12 protein-coding genes are annotated in these 19,089 nt (G+C 54.9%); 3 read left to right on the top strand and 9 right to left on the bottom strand.

Going from position 1 to position 19,089, the window contains the following annotated elements; translation table 11 throughout:
• Positions 1 to 9: 9 nt before the first annotated feature.
• The 8 genes from csy3 to BMI79_RS15270 form a co-directional block, all read right to left on the bottom strand.
• Positions 10 to 1,014, bottom strand: a complete 1,005-nt coding sequence (csy3, locus tag BMI79_RS15235) for a type I-F CRISPR-associated protein Csy3 (RefSeq protein WP_076942990.1) — start codon at positions 1,012 to 1,014, stop codon at positions 10 to 12.
• A gap of 17 nt (positions 1,015 to 1,031) precedes the next feature.
• Positions 1,032 to 1,955, bottom strand: a complete 924-nt coding sequence (csy2, locus tag BMI79_RS15240) for a type I-F CRISPR-associated protein Csy2 (protein WP_076942991.1) — start codon at positions 1,953 to 1,955, stop codon at positions 1,032 to 1,034.
• Positions 1,952 to 3,301: a type I-F CRISPR-associated protein Csy1 gene (gene csy1 / locus BMI79_RS15245; protein ID WP_076942992.1), complete on the bottom strand. Its 1,350-nt coding sequence runs from the start codon at positions 3,299 to 3,301 to the stop codon at positions 1,952 to 1,954. Before csy1 ends, csy2 begins: the two co-directional genes overlap by 4 nt.
• 25 nt (positions 3,302 to 3,326) lie before the next feature.
• Positions 3,327 to 6,572: a type I-F CRISPR-associated helicase Cas3f gene (gene cas3f, locus BMI79_RS15250; RefSeq protein WP_076942993.1), complete on the bottom strand. Its 3,246-nt coding sequence runs from the start codon at positions 6,570 to 6,572 to the stop codon at positions 3,327 to 3,329.
• Positions 6,569 to 7,549 (bottom strand): type I-F CRISPR-associated endonuclease Cas1f, encoded by a 981-nt coding sequence (gene cas1f, locus BMI79_RS15255; protein ID WP_076942994.1) that lies wholly within the window; start codon positions 7,547 to 7,549, stop codon positions 6,569 to 6,571. The genes cas3f and cas1f overlap by 4 nt, the downstream gene beginning before the upstream one ends.
• 258 nt (positions 7,550 to 7,807) lie before the next feature.
• Positions 7,808 to 9,238, bottom strand: a complete 1,431-nt coding sequence (locus tag BMI79_RS15260) for a 6-phospho-beta-glucosidase (protein WP_076942995.1) — start codon at positions 9,236 to 9,238, stop codon at positions 7,808 to 7,810.
• Between the two features lie 17 nt (positions 9,239 to 9,255).
• Positions 9,256 to 10,701: a PTS cellobiose/arbutin/salicin transporter subunit IIBC gene (ascF, locus tag BMI79_RS15265; RefSeq protein WP_076942996.1), complete on the bottom strand. Its 1,446-nt coding sequence runs from the start codon at positions 10,699 to 10,701 to the stop codon at positions 9,256 to 9,258.
• A gap of 176 nt (positions 10,702 to 10,877) precedes the next feature.
• Entirely contained in the window at positions 10,878 to 12,653 is a 1,776-nt protein-coding gene (locus BMI79_RS15270; RefSeq protein ID WP_076942997.1) for a sigma-54-dependent Fis family transcriptional regulator, read from the bottom strand.
• Between the two features lie 257 nt (positions 12,654 to 12,910).
• Here BMI79_RS15270 and exaC point away from each other — a divergent pair, with 257 nt between their 5' ends.
• The 3 genes from exaC to BMI79_RS15285 all read left to right on the top strand — a co-directional run bounded on the left by exaC (position 12,911) and on the right by BMI79_RS15285 (position 16,736).
• Complete coding sequence (gene exaC, locus BMI79_RS15275) at positions 12,911 to 14,431, top strand: acetaldehyde dehydrogenase ExaC (protein ID WP_076942998.1); 1,521 nt, start codon at positions 12,911 to 12,913, stop codon at positions 14,429 to 14,431.
• A 27-nt stretch (positions 14,432 to 14,458) separates the two neighbouring features.
• Positions 14,459 to 15,484: an alcohol dehydrogenase AdhP gene (gene adhP / locus BMI79_RS15280; protein WP_076942999.1), complete on the top strand. Its 1,026-nt coding sequence runs from the start codon at positions 14,459 to 14,461 to the stop codon at positions 15,482 to 15,484.
• 232 nt (positions 15,485 to 15,716) lie between these two features.
• On the top strand, positions 15,717 to 16,736 hold the full coding sequence (locus tag BMI79_RS15285; RefSeq protein ID WP_076943000.1) for a LacI family DNA-binding transcriptional regulator: 1,020 nt from the start codon (positions 15,717 to 15,719) through the stop codon (positions 16,734 to 16,736).
• 55 nt (positions 16,737 to 16,791) lie between these two features.
• Here the strand turns inward: BMI79_RS15285 and BMI79_RS15290 are convergent, their stop codons facing one another.
• Positions 16,792 to 19,005: a polysaccharide lyase gene (locus BMI79_RS15290; RefSeq protein ID WP_076943001.1), complete on the bottom strand. Its 2,214-nt coding sequence runs from the start codon at positions 19,003 to 19,005 to the stop codon at positions 16,792 to 16,794.
• Positions 19,006 to 19,089 lie beyond the last annotated feature (84 nt).

Raw genomic sequence — 19,089 nt, forward strand, 5'->3', positions numbered from 1 at the left:
ACAATCCCCTTATTCGCTTTTCTCGCCGAAGACGCCACCACGGATCAAAATGGCCATCACATAGTGCTGTTGTTCAACCGCCGGTTTATCACCCTTGGTGACCCAGTTATCCAGCAGCGTATAAAAATCCATTTTCTGCTTAGGCTGACGATAAGCCTTGCCACGGCTGGTGACGGAGCCGTAAGGTTCAACCGCGATCGGCCCAAGGCCCAATTCTGTGGCCTCTGGATACCAGGTATCGATGGTACGTAGCGCATTACCCACCTTCTGCGAATGCAGTGCCGCACCGCCTGCCACCTGATACAACACCTTGCTTTTCTTACTGTTGCTGTCGAGCACCAATTCCTGAGAAGGGAACACTTCCTGCCCATTGCCTAAACGCACAAAAGCCTCAATGCTCAAAAACGCAAAGCTGTCCCCAGCCAAGCCCTGCTCTATTTCCTGCGCCAACTCCGCTAAAGCACCCTGCGGCTGGCTGAATGCACGCAGGCTATGTTCTTCACCGTTGAATTCCCATTGCTGGGTTTTGCTTTTCACGCATACCTTGATCGCATCAGCCCCCACCCGGTTGCGCCACAAGAAACGACCATTCGCCAGGTTTGCTGCGTAGCGGGCTGCCAACTCACCAAAACCCTGCTCCGCCATGTAGCCATTAATTACATTGGCCAGTTCGGCCTGATACTCCTGATCGTTACACACCGAAGGCACGGCCAGATTGCCCAGGACGCGCAGCGTGAAACTGACTTTAAGGGTGTCGCAATCAAAAGGCAGCGCGGCAACGTCGACACGTTGCAGGTTGGCTTTCTGGATTTCGGCATCCAGCTTGGCCGGATCGCTGGCAATCGCGTTCTTCAAACGGTTGGAGATGGTGCCGCGCACCGCTTTTTCCTGAATCTCTACCGGCCGCCACTCACCCTGCTGCTCCCAATTACCGGCATACAGCATGGCATCAGAGTTTGCTAATTTACGTTCGAATGCGAGTACGGAAGCGGTTTTAATCGTTGCTTTAGCCATTTTTTATTCCTTTAAAATTACTCTTCTTCGTTAAATTCGTCGTATTCCACTGCGGCCGATGTCAAGCCACGGCAGACGTAGGTATCGTTCTGGTAGTGATAGCGCCACAGCAGAGTTTGCAGATCCTGAATCCGATGTGGGCTGCGCCACTCGCCAACGCCGTAGATCGCTTCCGCAAAACGGAAAGGGGTTGCCGGATTGCGCGCGTTCTCCACCTCACCGGGTGGATACAGGTGGGAAATAGCCTGATAGCCGGTTTGCAGCGGCACCAAAAAGCCCTTTTCCGGTTTTGCCACATAACGCCATTGGGTAGATTCATCTGCCGTGGCCTGCATTTTCAGCGCAGCGAAATCCAGCCAGGCATCGATCATTTCCACCTGCGGATCCGCCTGCTTTAGCGCCGCGAAATGCGCTTGCAGCAGTTCGGAACGATCGAGCAAGGCAAAGCCCGGTAATAAACGGCGCATCAGGCGGCGCAGTGCCTTGGGTTCATCTGGGTAAGCCATTACGCTGACTTCACCGATGCTCACGATGGTTCCCCCCGCCAAGCGCTGGCGCAGGCACAAGGGTTCCAAATGCTCAGCCAAGGCCTTCGCGCCTTCACGCCCGTTGGCAATCACACCGTTGCACTCGATTAATAGCGAAACCGTCATATGCATCCGGCCTTCCTCATTAAAGGCGGCGGTTTTGGCCTCTTTGGTCAGCGGGTTGCGGGTGAGAGAGAAAACGCGATCGCGCCCGGATGCATGGGCATGAAGCTGCTGTTGATGGCAAACCACGCCGCAGTTTTCCAACGTCAGACTATGCGTTAGCTGCAATTTGCGCCCAAGCGCGTGGGTAAAACCAAGAAAATGGGTGATGGCCGGGAAGCCGTAGGTGAGCCCAGCCACCGCGTTAGCGTTCTCGACCCGGACGTGGCGCAAAACAATCAGAGTGCTCATACCAGCCCCTCCTGCAGATCTTGCTCGAACTCACGCAAGCGCTGTTTAAACAGCTTTGCCGTCGACCATTCCCGACGTTCTACTTCACCAAATTTGAGTTCTTCATGCTGCAAGCGGCGGTTAAGCCACACGCCGAAGTCCAGAGCGATCTCTTTTTGCCAATCGCCGCCTTCACGCTCAAATTTAAAATCTTCATCTTTTTCCGCTCGACCGGCATCCAGCCAGAGCTGTTGCGAGCGCTTGAGCTGGCAACCTTCTTCTGCACTCCAGCCAACCTGCACGTCCAGGTTTTGGATCTCTGCCACATAGTTGAACAGGGTGTCGATAATTTCGTCGGTAAAGGCTAAGCGGTGGTCGCGGATCTCTTTGGTGTTTTCGAGCTGTTTTACACTCAACAAATAGTGGCGCAGTTCCCGAACGATGGGCCGTGCCATCCGGCTGAAATCGCTATTCTCGTGGAAGATCGATTTGTGCTTGGTTGGGGGTTTAGGAGTGATTTCCCAGCTCGGCGCAGCGCAGGAGAGCAACCAGGTGCGGCCACCACGGACGCTGTTCAGGTAAGAGATATTCTGCGGTTTGGTGCCGCCGATATTCTGCACTGCCGTATTGGGGTAGCTCACCCGCGGTGCCGAGTGCCAAACTCCGGCTTTAAAGGCGCCATAAATCTCTTTTGCTGCCTCACTGAAGCGGGCATCCGCAATGCGCTGGTGCATGGCATGCGCTAATGAAGATGAAAATAACGGGCTTAGCAGGTGGTAGTCGTTGTCCCCAACCGGGAAATAGAGCTGTTTGGCGAGCTTATGGGAACTGGGTTGTTTATCCACCAACACCTGTTTGAAACCGCTGATCCACTGCTGCAACTGCTGATCAGATTCGGCTAAAGCCGCCAATGGGGAATCATCGCCACGGTTAATGGCGGCAATTAACGATTCGCCTTCGTATTCCGTTTGCAGCAGCTTGGCCACATCCAACGCCGCCGCGTTGCCCACCGCATCAATCGCCGGATTACGCAATGTGGCGGTGGAAAGGTAGGCAGAATCACTGACTACTGTGGGCAGAAAAACGCTGCTGCCTTTGGCATCGCTGTGGGTAAATTTCAGCGCATGGGTCACCAGGCTGATTTGCCCGGCGCGGCTGGCGGCATCGGTCAGCCAGTTGCGCACCTCATAACGTTGTTCCAGCTCTCGCCGCTGCTGGGCGATTTCTTGTTGTGCGGCCGCAAGCTGTTCGCTGTCGGTGAGCCCCGCCAGCCTCTTTTCCGCTTCTTTATCGAAGGCTTCAAGCTTGGGCTGCCTTCGGCTTTCGATGTAGCGGACGATAATCCGACCGAATTCGTTGTCTTCCATACGCCTCCTTGTTCCCTTGTTTGTATCACTCGAGTGCGCCAAACACCCCCAACAGCGGGTGGTAGTGCCATAGGCCTTCCTCTTTCTCGCACAAACAGATCTCGCCAAATTTCTGGCTGACCTCGCTAAGTTCCATATTCAGTTCATCTGCCAGCCGCTGATAAACCTGCTGATAGTCCATTGTTATCCAGGCACAGTTCCCGGCGGCCAACTCAGGTTCGATCGCACTAAAGCCAAAACTCTGCTTCCACTGCCCCGGTTCACTGTCTGGGGATTGGAATATCGGCTCGTCGCTTTCATCTTCAAGCCACAGGTAATGCTGTTCATCAGGTGCAGACGTTCTGAACGGCGTAAGGCGCTGCTGCTCAGCACACCAGGTGGCCTGCTCGCGCCACCATAGAGCGGCGTAATAATCCCGTTCGTCTTTTTTACCCTGCAATTTTCTGCGCAGGCTAGCGTGTTCCAGGTCGACAAAATTATCTTTCGGCAACAGCGGAGATCGTTCTTGTGCCCGTGGAATGGCATTAATGGTCTGATACTGCTCTGGCAGTAGGATCTCGCTAAGATCGTGGCTGTTGAGCAGATATTTCCCCGATTCAAACCCTGGCTGGCAATACGCCAGCTCGTTCCCTTTCAGCGCTTTAACGTTTTTTTGCAGGATATGCAGGTTCGGTATTTCACAACGCTGCTGACGGTGGCGCTGAATGCGCCCCGCCAACTGGATTAAGGAGCGCATAGAGCTAGGTTCGGCAATCGCCCAATCGTAGTCATGATCCCTGCCCACTTCGGCTACGGAGGTGGCCAGCACCACAAACAGATGCTGTTGTTCCGGGCAATCGAGCGCTGCCTTGATCTCCGGGATCTGCCATAACGCTGGTTCGTTATAACGCGTGAGGGTTTCGTCCAACCGCTGTTCGATATGCGAACGCATCGCCAGCGGGTGCTGGCTGTGATAAACGCAATAATGAATGCGCCACCCCTGCGGCGCAGGCGTTTGCAATAAACGTTGGGCTACGGCCACCAGCGGATCGATATTCGCCATGCGGATCACCCCCAAAGACACCGTTTTGCCCGATTCGTGGCGCAGATGGTGCGCCGTATGCAACTGCTGCATCGAACTGAGCAATGTGGCCGCAACGCTGTTCAACACATCGCTTTCACGCAGGCTCAGCAGGATAACCGGGATCAACTGCGCCCGGCGCAGAACGTCTGCACCTCGCAGTTGCTTAACCCGGCGCGCAACAAAACCTTCATGCGCCTGTTTAAAGCTTGCCGAGGCCTGAATATCCTCCTGCACAGAATCATGCTCATCAAACCAGGCACAGCAAATATTAACCGGGAGTTCCGGTTGGCCGCAGGCCTGTTGATAATCGGCGCGGCCCGCCCGATAGGCATTGAACAATGCCTGGATCAGCGCGGGCGGCAAGGTGGCGGAAGAGAGCAGCACGCGAGAGCCTAATACCCCGGCCCAATTCACCAGGCGGCACAAGGCGGGCAAATCCGCGATATCAAAATCGTCGGGTTCATCCAGCACCAAATCAGACGTCAGCAAACGCAGCATCGGCGCAATTTGCTTGCCACCACGCACGCCTTCCGTGGCGCCAATCAGGTGATCGATAGTGCTCACCAACACCGGCGCACTCAATAATTTATGCAGCTTGGGTGAGTCGCTCAGCCAACGGCTTAAACGGCCATCATCCAGGCTGCCGTCGTAACGCACGTATTGATGTTCAGCAAATAACTCATCCGCAGAGGCGCTGCCGTTGCCCCGTGGCACGGCTTTATCATGGCTGAGTTCATGGAGCTGGCTCACCGCCATTGAGCCGATCAGTACTGCTAAGTCATCCTCCTGCAAACCAAGCTTTTCCCGCAGGGCATCGCCGGTTTGCAAGGTTAAGGTGCGCAATCCTAAAGCCACCGAGAATCGGCAGCCCTGCTTTTCATCCGCCAGGGCATACATGATGCGTGCGTTGGCAAACGTCTTGCCGCAGCCGGTGGAGGCCATATTTACCCCGAAAAAACCCTGCCGCTGAGTGCGCTCACGCATCGCCGCTGCCAGATCGAAAGCGCGATCCTGCCAGCGGAACTTCGCCTGTTCGCTTCGGCGTTTAAAGCCTTTATGGCGGGTGATCGCCGGTAACGTGCTGCGGAGATGCGGCAAACTGCGGCCCAGCAATAAAGCATTCTGGCCCACGCCGATATTGTGCTCATCCAGCTTCTGTTTGCATTGTTTGGTTTTGCGATCGGTATTGGCATAAGCGCGATAGCGGGCATCCTGCCAGCCTTCCGTGGCGGGCAGTGAAGAGTAAAAGTGATCCGCCAGCATCAATACCAAACGGGCCAGGTGGCTGGTAAAGCGCTGTTCGATCACGCCGAAATGGGCCAATGAAGGCTGCTGGAGCGCACGGCTGGCAAACTTATGCGCCTTGGCGCACCACGTTGCGCTGCGCATCGGCGTGCCATGCGGGAACACCCAGGCGTTGCGTCGGTCCGCAACCGTCCAATCGGCATCAAGATGGTTGGTGGCGTTCCAATCGGCGGTCAGCTGCTGCGTCAACCAGCATTCAATCTGAGCTAAATCAGGCTTATGCTGGCCCTCCGCTGGGTAAGCAGGCAAACGGTGATGGGAAACGATCAGCCAAGCCACGGTTTTGGCCAACGGTGGCAAGTGAATAAAAGGATTTTCAAACGGATCGAGCGAATCTTTCAGCAGATTGCCCAACATTGATTCCTCATCCTGTTCGCCAATCTGACTGAGCGCGGTGAGCCATTGCCGATCGCTTTTGCCTTGCACCCAGGCTACGAATAAACGTAGCGAAATCCATTCGTGGCGATAGGGCTGAAAGCTCTTTCCCTCGCCGCGTAAGCCATTCTGAAACAATACGTTGGCTTTACCGAAATCGTGAAACAGCCCGGCGATAGCGGCCAGCAGGCTGACCGTTTCCACGCTGTGCCACTGGTTCTCACTCTGGCTTTTCAGAATATCCCGCTCTGTGGCATTGGTTGGCACCGCGCCCTGCTCGTTGAAACGGCGCAGGTTGCCCACGATCCACAACAGTTCGGTTTGATTGGCCCCTTTGATCCAGTGGCAGGCCACTGCCGTATTGCGCCGGGCGGTTTTACGCAGCAGCTTTCTCAGCGTATTCAGCCCTTCCAGGGTGATTGCGGTCTGCCAGGTGCGATCTCCCCGGCGTTCGGCAAACTGATCCAGAATGCGGCGCGTTTCGGTCAATGCCAGCTTGCTACATTGGGCGATCAGCAAGATATTCATCGGGCCGCCTGGCTCAGTTGCAGGGCGGTGGTTTGCAACGCTTCAATCATCACATCCAGCGCGTCTGCCCGTTGAAAACCGCCGATGCAGCGCTGGCGAAACTCTTGTTCCTCTTCACCGGCCATCGCAGCAATAAACGCCTGCGGCAACACCAGGGCGTCTTTAATCAGATCGGCGGCGTCAAACACCAAACCACCCCGGCGGGTTTTGCCGTGTAACACCGCCAGACCGTGGGGCAGGCCGATCACCCAGGTCGCCACCGCTGCCAATCCATAGGCCAGATAGTTGCCATGATCAAGAAAGCGGTTCGCCATATCGACACCGCCGCCGCGTTTGGCGCGCGTGAAATCACCGTACTTCACCGTGTCGGCCGCCAGTTTATACAGCGCCTTGGTCATAACCGCTTCCTGCGCCAATAAGTCGGTGCCGTTACGGCAACTGGAGAGATTGTTTTCGTAACTGGCAAGCAACTGGCATAAACGGTTTTCATCAGGTTCAAAGCCGTTTTCACGCTGCATGCGCGCACTTAACCAGTGCTGTCGAATCTGTTGAATGCGCACACGCTGAAAAGCTACCGCCGCCGCGAGCCGTTGCCGATCGTCAAACCAAAAGCTGACCCAGTGCTGCAGATATTCGGTGGGGCGATATTCACTTTGGGAGCTTAGCCAGGAAACGGCGGTTTCGACTTCATTACCCGCATACAGCGGCGTACCCCCACCGCCACAAAACCCGACCAGAACCCCCGCTTTAGCAAATTCACGCATTGCAGCTTGAGTAACAGAGGTTCCGGTTCCCAACATCACCACGGAGGTATTAGCGATAGGGATATTCCAATATAAAGATTGTTTACCTTCATCCGTGACATATTCAACCCGCCCGCCGTTCACTAATATCGGGCAATATTGTAAATAGTAAATATTGGCGCGTTTCGAATGCAGAATAGTTTTTAAATCCGATGGGGAAAATTGATGACTCATGAAATAGCAACATCCCTATTTTTGGCGAATGACAGGGCGAATACCCAAGCCGCACGAGGTATGAAGGGTATAGCATAGTTCCCCCATAAAAGAGGGTGATTAAGGCTACGTTTTTATTTGATTTTTGTGGGTAATGAATTTGAGAGATGAATACAAGATATTCATGATGAGATGAGGGGAAGGCCCCTCATCTCGGCCTTCTCCCGCAGAGAGAGGGGGAACAGGAATATCGCCTAAAGCCAATATTCCCTTTCTTTATCAGCTTAAATCCGAACCGTTGCTGGCAATGACCTTCTTATACCAATAAAACGATTTTTTCCGCGTTCTGGCTAAGGTGCCATTCCCTTGGTCATCGCGATCGACATAGACAAAACCGTAGCGTTTGCTCATTTCCCCGGTAGAGGCAGAAACCAGATCAATACAGCCCCAGGAGGTATAGCCCATCACCGGGATCCCGTCGCTGATCGCCTCCGCCATCGCTTTAATATGTTCGCGCAAATAGCTGATGCGGTAGTCGTCGTCGATTTCGCCTTGTCCGTTAATTTCGTCTTTCGCGCCCAGGCCGTTTTCCACCAGGAACAGCGGTTTCTGGTAACGGTCATACATCATGTTCATGGTAATTCGCAGGCCCAGAGGATCGATCCCCCACCCCCAATCGCTGGCCTGGATATACGGGTTCTTCAGCGATTTAACCACGTTGGCGGCGCTGCTGTTGTGCTCGTTCATCTCTGCCGAGGCACAGCGCGAAGCGTAATAACTGAACGAGACAAAATCGACGCTGTTTTTCAGGATCTCCGCATCGCCCGGCGCCATCTCGACGGTGATGCCTTTTTCCCTGAACAGGCGTCGGGTGTACGAGGGGTAAGCTCCGCGTGCCTGAACGTCGATAAAGAACAGGTTTTCGCGATCTTTCTCCAGCGCGGCCCATACGTCTTCGGGCTTGCACGACCAGGGGTAGAAATTGCCCCCGGCCAGCATACAGCCGACCTGATTGTGCGGGTTCACCTCGTGGGCGATTTTGGTTGCCAGGGCACTCGCCAGCAGTTCGTGGTGCGCGGCCTGGTATTTCACCTGCTCCTGGTTATCATTTGGCTCAAACACCAGCCCCGCGCCGGAGAACGGGCTGTGCAGCAGGATGTTGATTTCATTAAACGTCAGCCAGTATTTCACCAGCCCGTCGAACGCTTCAAAACAGGTGCGGGCGTAATGGGTGAAGAATTCGATCATTTGCCGGTTGCGCCACGAACCGTATTCACGCACCAAATGCATTGGCACATCGAAGTGGCACAGCGTGACCAGCGGCTCAATGCCGTGCTTTTTACATTCGGTAAACACATCGCGGTAAAACGCGATGCCCTCAGCATTCGGCACGGTTTCATCGCCGTTGGGGAAAATACGGCTCCAGGCGATCGAGGTGCGAAACACGCTGAAGCCCATCTCCGCCATTAGGGCGATATCCTCTTTGTAACGATGATAAAAATCGATACCCTGATGGCTCGGGTAGAATTCATCTTCGCGCAGGGTAAAACGCTTTTCCTGGCCCAGCTTGACCGCCAGCCGATCTTTACCGTGAGGGATCATATCCACCGTGGTCAGCCCTTTGCCGCCTGCAAGATAAGCGCCTTCGGCCTGGTTGGCAGCAAGAGCACCACCCCATAAAAAATCTGCGGGGAAAACAGATGCTGACATAAGATACCTCTTGTTAATTAATTATTTACAGACAACGCGGGCGCAAGCTTGGCTTTTTCACTTTCCGCCTCTTCCGCAACGGGAATGTCTTCAAAGCCCATCAGCAGCGTAAGGATGAAGGAAAGTACGATCGCCAGGATCATCACACCAAATACCCAGACGATGGTCATAGGGTTGGAGGGATCAAAAAACTGCACGCTGGTGAACAGGCCCGGTGACGCCATCGAATGGCTTGCCAACCCGGCAACACCGGCAACGCCGCCGCAGACAAAACCACTGATCAGCGCCGCGATCAGCGGGCGCTTCAGGCGTATTGCCACCCCATACAGCGCGGGTTCCGAAATACCGGCGACAATGGCAGATGCCGCAGCGGCCAGCGCCGTCTGGCGCAGTTCCGGGTTTTTGGTGCGCCAGGCCACCGCCAGCGATGAACCGCCCAACGAAAGGTTGGCACCAATTTCTGACGGCATCACCATGCCCTCTTTACCGGTTTCCGCAATGGTCTGAATGATGGTAGGAGTAAACACCCGGTGCATCCCAGTCATCACCAGCAATGGCCACAGCCCGCCCATAATGGCGACGGATAACCACCCCAGATAGCTATGAATGGTGTAAACCAGCGCCGAAATCCCGCTACCAATCCAGATGCCCAACGGGCCGACCAGCAAGATAGCGATCGGTGCGGAAACCAGCACGATCAGCATCGGTTTGAGGAAGTTTTTGGTTACGGCTGGCGTAATGCGATCGATCCATTTTTCAATGTAAGAGAGCAGCCAGGTCATGAACAATGCCGGGATCACCGTGTAGGTGTACTTCACCGCCGTGACCGGCAGGCCGATAAACTCCACCTGCTGGCCCTGCGCCGCTTTGGCCATCAGATCGATAAAGCTGGGGTGCACCAGCACCCCGGCAATCGCGATCGCCAGCGACATATTGGTTTTGAATTTTATCGCAGCGGAAGCGGCCACCATCACCGGCAAGAAGAAGAAGGCACCGTCGCCGATGACGTTGAGAATAATCAGCGTTGACGACTCTTTACCGAAGACGCCGGTCATATTCAGGATCATGGCGAGCAATTTCACCATCGATCCGCCGATAATCGCCGGGATCAGCGGCGACATGGTGCCGATCAGCGCATCCAGGATCCCTGCTCCAATGCGTTTCAGGGTGATTTCGTTTTTTTCTGGCGCAGGCTGCCGGGCTACCGCCCCTTCTGGCAGCAGCTTCAGCACTTCGGCGTAGGCCTGTGAAACCGTATTGCCAATGATCACCTGGCATTGGTTTTCGCTTCTTACCACGCCCAGCACGCCGTTGATGGCCTTCAGCCTGGCGCTATCAACCACGCTGCCGTCATTGAGCACAAAACGGAGGCGCGTCATGCAATGCGTCACCGCCGCGACGTTACTCGCTCCCCCAACTGCATCCACTATCGATCTTGATACCGCCGCGTAATTCTTAGACATGAGGACAACTCTCATAGATAGGTAACCGGTTCCACATAAGATTGTTTATATTTAATTAAAATATCAATTGATAAATTTATTTATTGTCGATTTTGTGAATACGATCGGTTTATCTGGCTGGGGGCAAAGCCGTATTGATAGAGGGAGGGCAGAGGGGGAAACAGGGCCGAAGCAGGCTAGCGCTTTTCTCGGGCGGCGCGGCGGTACAGCGTGCTGCGGGCAACGCCTAGAGCCTGAGCCGCTTTGCTGACGTTGCCGTTATAACGCTCAAGGGTGGCGGCAATCACCCGCTCATCATGCTGATACAGGGCAGCGCGAGATGGCGCAGGCTCAGGTTGATATTTCTCTGGCAGAGCTTCACAACCCAACACCTCGCCATCGTCCGCCAAGGCGAGCAACACCTTGAGTAAGCTTCTTAATTCACGCACATTGCCCGGCCAGCCATGGTTCGCCAGCGTTTGCAGCAGCGCAGGGGCGAGTTGGATACCGCGTGCCACGCCGCCCAGTTCCTGCCACAGTTGCAGGATAAAAGCCGGTAACGAGGGCCATTCGCGCAGCGGCGGCAACGTCAGGGCAAACTCCTGTAGCCGGTAAAGCAGATCCTCACGGAATTCGCCCGCGGCCACACGCTGATTGAGATCCCGGTGTGTAGCGCAGATCACCGCAAAATTGACCGGCCAACTGCGGCTGGAGCCCAGCGGTGCCACCTCTTTTTCCTGCAACACCCGCAGCAGGCGGGTTTGCAGCGCTAATGGCATGTCGCCAATTTCATCCAGAAACAGCACGCCGCCGTCCGCCTCGCGGATCTTGCCGATATAACCTTGCCGGTTCGCGCCGGTAAACGCCCCTGGCTGGTAGCCAAACAGCTCCGACTCGATCAGCGGTTCCGGGATAGCCGCACAGTTAATGGCCACAAATTTCCCCTCGCGCCACCGGCTTTGCTGATACAGCGCGCGGCTGACGTACTCTTTGCCGCTGCCTGTTTCGCCGTGAATACACAGCGATACCCCGGCATTCAACAACCGCACCAGTTTAGTGGCATCCACCGGCAGGGAACATGGGCGCTCAGGTGCAGGGGTTACTGCAAAGTGCGTGCGGGCTGGCGCGCGCAGGCAGAAGAAATAGCGCTGTTGGTGATGCGTGAGGATCGGCTGTGGGACGCCGCTTGCCCGCTGTTCGCTATGGGGAAAAAGCTGCTGGAAGGTGAGCGTGCCAAAGCGATCGGCGCTCAGCTGTAGTTCACTCATCGCCAGGCGATTGGCCGCCATCAGCACATTGTCTGAGAAAACCAGCAGCATCTCTGTCGTGCTATCAACCCCCTCGGCCTGTGCATGCAGGCTCATCAGCCACTGATCCGGGCGCAGGCTCTGCTTCAGCCATAAGTACTCAATTTGCTGTGCGGCGGCTTTAACCCAGGCCAGCGTATGGGGATGGGGATAATGTGCCGGCCCTGAAATATCCAGCACGCCAGCAACCTGGCCGTTTGGCGTTTGCAGCGTCATGGCGGCGCAGTACAAACCCTGATTGCTGGTGAGGTAATGCTGATGAGCAAGGATTTCACAGCCATCATCAATCGCCAGCGCCGTGCCGATGGCGTTGGTGCCACGACCACATTCGCTCCACAGGTTGCCCGGGGCCAAGGCAAAACGTTGGGCTTTTTGCAAAGCCCGCATGTCACCCACGGTGTTCAAGATCAGGCCGCTGGCGTCGGAGAGCACCACGACGGATTGCTTGTCGGCAATTTTCTCTGCCAGAGTTTGCGCTGCCGGGCGGGCAAATTGCTGCAGCACGGCGTTACTGGCCAAGGCATCGGCCAGTTCGGCTTGAGGAAGGCGCGGGAAGTCATCCGCCATGCGGTTTAAGCCATAGTGCTCGCTGCGCAACCAGGAGTCATTAAGTAACAGCACATTGCCGGTTACGGCGCTGCTGGTGGCTGACGAATTTCCCCGCATTGGTGACCTCGTTTCTGCCTGGAAGTGTTGCAATATTGTATCCAATAGGTTTTACCTGTGTTGCGATTTGCAACACAAATGGCGGATTATCCCCATTCTTCCCGCAGGTTAAACCAACGCGTTAATTTTAATTAATTGATTTTAAATAAAATTTAATTTTGAGCGAAAAGTGGCACGGCGACTGCAATAGCTATTACGCAACTGCCGCCACCTGCGGTTACCACACTCTGACAACGATACCCTATAAGGAGTTTGCGATGCGCTACGCACATCCCGGCACGCCGGACGCACTGGTCTCTTTCAAAACGGCTTACGGCAACTACATCGATGGCAAATTCGTAGAACCGCTCGGCGGCCAATACTTTATGAACACTTCACCGGTGAATGGCAGTGAGATTGCCAAGTTCCCGCGCTCCGACGCTCAGGATATTAACGCTGCGCTGGATGCAGCCCACCGGGCGGCCAGCGCCTGGGGCAAAACCAGCGTCCAGCACCGTTCTAACCTGCTGCTGCAGGTGGCCGACCGCATTGAAGCCAATCTGGAGTACCTGGCGGTCGCAGAAAGCTGGGATAACGGGAAACCCATTCGTGAAACCCTGAATGCCGATCTGCCGCTGGCGATCGATCACTTTCGTTACTTTGCCGGTTGCCTGCGCGCGCAGGAAGGCAGCACGGCAGAGATTGATGAGCACACCGTTGCCTATCACTTTCATGAACCATTAGGGGTAGTAGGCCAGATCATCCCCTGGAACTTCCCTCTGCTGATGGCGGCGTGGAAGCTGGCACCGGCGCTGGCGGCAGGCAACTGCGTGGTGCTGAAACCGGCAGAGCAGACGCCGCTGGCCATTACGCTGCTGATGGAGCTGATCGGCGATCTGTTCCCTGCCGGGGTGCTCAACGTGGTGCAGGGCTATGGCCGCGAGGCGGGTGAAGCGCTGGCGATCAGCAAGCGTATCGCCAAAATTGCCTTCACCGGTTCAACGCCGGTTGGCCGCCATATTATGGCCTGTGCGGCGGAGAATATTATTCCCTGCACGGTGGAACTGGGGGGCAAATCACCGAACATCTATTTCGCCGATGTGATGGATGCCGAACCGGCATTTATCGAGAAAGCGGTCGAAGGCCTGGTGCTCGGCTTCTTTAACCAGGGTGAAGTCTGCACCTGCCCTTCGCGGGCGCTGATCCATGAGTCTATCTACGCCCCCTTCATGGAGCGCGTGATGGCAAAAATCAAAAACATCCGCCGTGGCGATCCGCTGGATACCGACACCATGATTGGCGCGCAGGCTTCACAGCAGCAGTTTGACAAGATCCTCTCCTACATCGATATCGCGCGCAATGAAGGCGGGCAAATTCTGATCGGCGGCGGCAGAGCCAGCATCACACCAGCGCTGGATAACGGCTTCTATATTCAGCCCACGCTGATTAAAGGGGATAACCAGATGCGCTGTTTCCAGGAAGAGATCTTTGGCCCAGTGATTGGCGTGACCACTTTCAAGGACGAAGCGGAAGCCTTGGCTATCGCCAACGAAACCCAGTTTGGCCTGGGTGCGGGCGTCTGGACACGTGACACCAATCTGGCTTACCGCATGGGGCGCAGCATCAAGGCGGGCCGGGTGTGGACCAACTGTTATCACGTTTATCCAGCTCATGCCGCATTTGGTGGCTATAAGCAGTCGGGCGTTGGCCGGGAAACGCACAAAATGGCGTTAAACCAGTACCAACAGACTAAGAACCTGCTGGTCAGCTATGACACGGCACCTTTAGGGCTGTTCTAAACCCAGTCTATTTTTAAGGATGAAAATATGAATACGATGAAAGCCGCCGTGGTGAAGGCCTTTGGAGAACCCTTGGTGATTGAGCAAGTGCCGATCCCCAAGGTTGGGCCGGGCCAGTTGCTGGTGAAGATTGTTGCCACCGGCGTCTGCCACACCGATTTGCACGCCGCTGAGGGCGACTGGCCGGTCAAGCCACAGCCGCCCTTTATTCCCGGCCATGAAGGCGTGGGCTATGTGGTGGCGGTCGGTGAAGGCGTAAAACATATCAAGGAAGGGGATCGGGTAGGAGTACCCTGGCTGTACTCCGCCTGTGGCCACTGCGAGCACTGCCTGGACAGTTGGGAAACCCTGTGCCACTCGCAGCAAAACGCCGGTTATTCGGTGAACGGCAGCTTTGCTGAGTATTGCCTGGCGGACGCGAACTATGTCGGCATCCTGCCGGATAACGTGGGATATAACGAAATCGCACCAATCCTTTGCGCGGGCGTCACGGTCTATAAGGGCCTGAAAATGACCGAAACCAAACCGGGTGATTGGGTGGTGGTTTCCGGTATCGGCGGGCTCGGCCACATGGCGATTCAGTATGCGCTCGCCATGGGGCTGAACGTGGCGGCGGTGGACATCGACGATGACAAGCTGGCGTTTGCCAAGCGTTTAGGGGCCAGCGTGGTGGCGAATGCCAAACATGTCGATCCGGCGAAGGTTTTCCATGACAGCTTCGGCGGCGCGCACGGTGTGCTGGTCACCGCCGTTTCGCCGAAAGCCTTTGAGCAGGCCATCGGGACCCTACGCCGCGGCGGCACCATGGTGCTGAACGGGTTGCCACCGGGCACCTTTGATCTGTCGATCTTTAATATGGTGCTGGACGGCATTACCGTGCGTGGTTCAATCGTCGGCACCCGCAAGGACTTGCAGGAAGCCCTCGATTTTGCCGGGCGGCATAAGGTGGCAGCGAATATCACCGTTGAGCCATTAAGCAACATCAACGATATTTTCGCCCGCATGCACGCCGGTAAAATCGAAGGGCGTATCGTAGTCGACTTGGCGTTATAAGACGCGGGGCTCATCTGGTTAATCATCAAGCAGGTATCGCCGTTGGCTGTACCTGCTTTCTTTTGGGTATATACTCGTCATACTTCAAGTCGCATGGGTGTTGGCTGCGTCCGTTCGCACCAGTCGCATAGTTATCTATGCTCCTAGCGACTCTCGGACTTGCCGCCTACATGCAACTTGAATTATTTAGAGTATAGAATGTGCGTCATTGTCAAAAAGCCAGGAAATACCCATGTCTACCATGCAGGAAGTGGCCAAGAAGGCAGGCGTCTCTAAAGCCACGGTTTCACGTGTACTTTCCGGGAAGGGATACGTCAGCGAAGCAACGAAAGATCAGGTATATAAAGCCATCGAAGAGGCAGGATATCGCCCCAATCTGCTGGCGAGAAACCTGGCCACCAATAAATCGCAATGCATTGGCTTAGTTGTCACTAACACGCTCTACAACGGCAGTTATTTCAGCGAGCTGCTTTCCCAGGCGGCGCAAAAACTGGAGCAGCACGGTCGCCAGCTGATTCTGGTGGACGGCAAACACAGTGCCGAAGAAGAACAGCAGGCGATTCAATTTCTGCTCGATTTACGCTGTGATGCCATCATTATCTACCCGCGTTTCTTAACCATCGATGTCATGGACGACATTATCGAGCAGCATAAACAGCCCATTATGGTGGTGAACAGAAGGCTGAGGAAACACCAAAGCCACTGTATTTGCTGCGATCATAAAGGGGCCAGCTTTAACGCCACCCAATATCTGATCACCCGGGGCCACCGCGATATTGCCTTTATCACCGGCTCACTGGATTCACCCACTGCCATTGAGCGGCTTTCCGGCTATAAAGAAGCCTTGAGTCAATATGGTATCGCGCTGCAGGAGGATCTGATCGTTAAAGGGAAATGGACGCCGAACAGCGGTGCCGCAGCGGTAAGCGCTTTACTGAACGGTAAAATAGGCTTCAGCGCCGTGCTTGCCAGCAATGATGAGATGGCCGTGGGTGCCATCAAGCAGTTAAACGCAGCGGGTATCAGCGTACCTGATACCGTCTCGGTGGTTGGTTTTGATAATATCCCCACCGCTCCATACCTGATCCCGGCATTATCCAGCGTGAAAGACCCTGTCAGCGCCATGATGAATGAAGTGATCGACCGGCTGATTTCTATGCTCGATGGCGGGTATTTATCCAAAGATAATCTGTTTACCTCAGAGCTGCTGGTCAGAGATTCGGTGGGAAATGGGCCATTTTGGCAAGAATAATTCGTTGAACCCCCACTCGCCACAAAGGGAAGTGGGGGGCGGAACGAAAATCGATTTAATAAACCGATAGGTTACAGGGTGAACCCGCAAGCGCTTCCTCTGGCAGAGAACCAGCAATATCAGCCGGTGCTAACGCCGCTTTAGTCCAGATTATCCATGCCAATGAACCATGGGTCGCGGTTGAGGTTGCCGCGCCAGAACCGAGAGAGAAATAATTACCCGGCCCCGAGAGTGACACGGCATTTAATACGCCACGATAAGGCAACACCGGCCCCGATTTCACCTTCGCCGCTTTGCCGTCAATAAACAGGTCCACCGTTCCCGTATTGTAGTTCTCCATCGCGATACTGACCTGATACAGATGATATTGACTGGTGTCGGTTTGCACCACAGAACTGCTGCTGCCGTCTATGCTGTTAAGCTGCACGCCGGTAGCGGAACTCGTCTTCTGGATCACCGTTTTCACCCGGCTGCTGTAATCTGGCCCTAGCAGAAAATCGCCGGTTGCTACTTCGATCTCAAGCGCATTCTTGCTGCTGGGCTCATTAGCTTTGACACAGGCTAACCAGGTAAACCCTTTCGGGTAACCATCGCTGGTGACGCTGTCGGCGCTGGCCTTTAGCCCTTTATTGGCATTATCACAGGAACCGGTATTGCACAGACGGACCGCGGTAGTAACGGCAGACCCGGTGTTGTCATAACGCAGCGTATTATCCGGGTTAATGCTGAACGGCGTGAGATTGCCATTCACCGCAAACAGATTCGCCGTGCCATAACTGTTGCTCACCGCCCCGCTCACATTCGGCAGCAGGCCACCGTTGGTGAGGGGCGCGTACAGATTCCATTTGATCGAGCCATCGTCGATATCATCCCCCGGATTCTCCCCCTCTTCTGAACCGCCCGCGTTCGCCAACCCGGTGGTCCAACTCGATCCTGGCGTGATGCCATTGCCATACCAGGGTGCCACGGTCTGTTCCAGCCAGGGTTGCTCTAAATCAACCGGGATCGGTGAAGCGACCACCCCGTCATAGATATCGATCAGCACATGCTCCATCTCCAGCGGTGACAGCCCGGCAGCGATGTCGCTGCGTGCCCGGTAGTAGTGGTATTCACCGCTGCCGTCAACGGCATAGACCGCACTGCCTGCCGGATAATTTTGCATGGCAGACCAAGCCTGATAGCCCGGCTGTGGATGGCATGACGGCCCGTTACTCTGCTGATCGCGGGTTTTATGTGTTGTCACTAACCCCAGTGGAGAGGCTGTGGTCACGGTAAAATCATCAAAATAGGCATATTGATCGGTTTGCGGCGCCCAATCCGCCGTTCCACCACCGAAAAACGTATCCATCTTCAGCGTGCTGATAGAAACCGTATTATCTGAACGCCAGTTCCAGCTATCCAGCTCCAACACTTTTACGCCATCGACAAATTGAATTAATTGCCCATTCTCTTTCCCTGGATCACCGAGCTGAACATACTGCGTAATGGTGTACCACTGGCCCGGCAGGAATTGGGTATTCAGCGCCGCATAGTCGCCACAATGTTCGGTCTTGGTGGGGTAATAAAGGTAGTTATACATCGAGCCGCGTTCGCGCCACATTAACCGTGTGGTGAAGCCATTAAATTTACTGTTATCAATACAGCCTGAGGGGGCCTTACCACCGCCGCCCAAGCCGGGTAATTTCCCACCGCGAACCCAGGTGAATTGGTTATCAAAACGCACCTTATACTGCAGCCAGAGCGCTGTGTTGCCTTTTGGCAACGGTGCATCAAAAGTCATTGCTGAATTACCACCAATCCCAGGGGTCGGGTTACCCGTTGCATCCTGCCCTGCCGTAGCGCTGTAGGTAACGCGTAACACCTTATTGGCAGGCGCGTCTGGATCGGCCACAATATTCAACCGCCCCTGCGCTAACCCCGATGAATTACCTGGCGTTATCCCCCAATCTTTCAAGAAATCTGTTACCGTATAAAGCCCGGGCGTATCATCCTGGAAATCAACGCGGGTAATAAAAGCATTGGGAGGAGCATCGTTGTTCCCCTGCGGTAATGGCCACCAGGCTTTATTATTGAAAGAGCAGACCGCTGCCAGATCTTGCACTTTATTATCATTAACCGGTGAAGCCACATCCGTATTATCACTTAGCGGTGCCGCACTATTATTGATTATCTCTGATGAGGCTTGGCTGTTATCACACGCCGCCAAACAGATAATAAACCCGAGGAGTACCATGCCTTTCCCTGAACCGTGCTTTGCAAAAAATCTCATTATTCTTCTCCAAGAATGAATGATGGAAATAGTATACCCAGCAGATTTCAAGTAGCAGGCAAACGAAGGAGCATTGGAAACTGA

This window comes from Serratia oryzae (genome assembly GCF_001976145.1).
GTDB classification, from domain to species: Bacteria; Pseudomonadota; Gammaproteobacteria; order Enterobacterales; family Enterobacteriaceae; genus Chania; species Chania oryzae.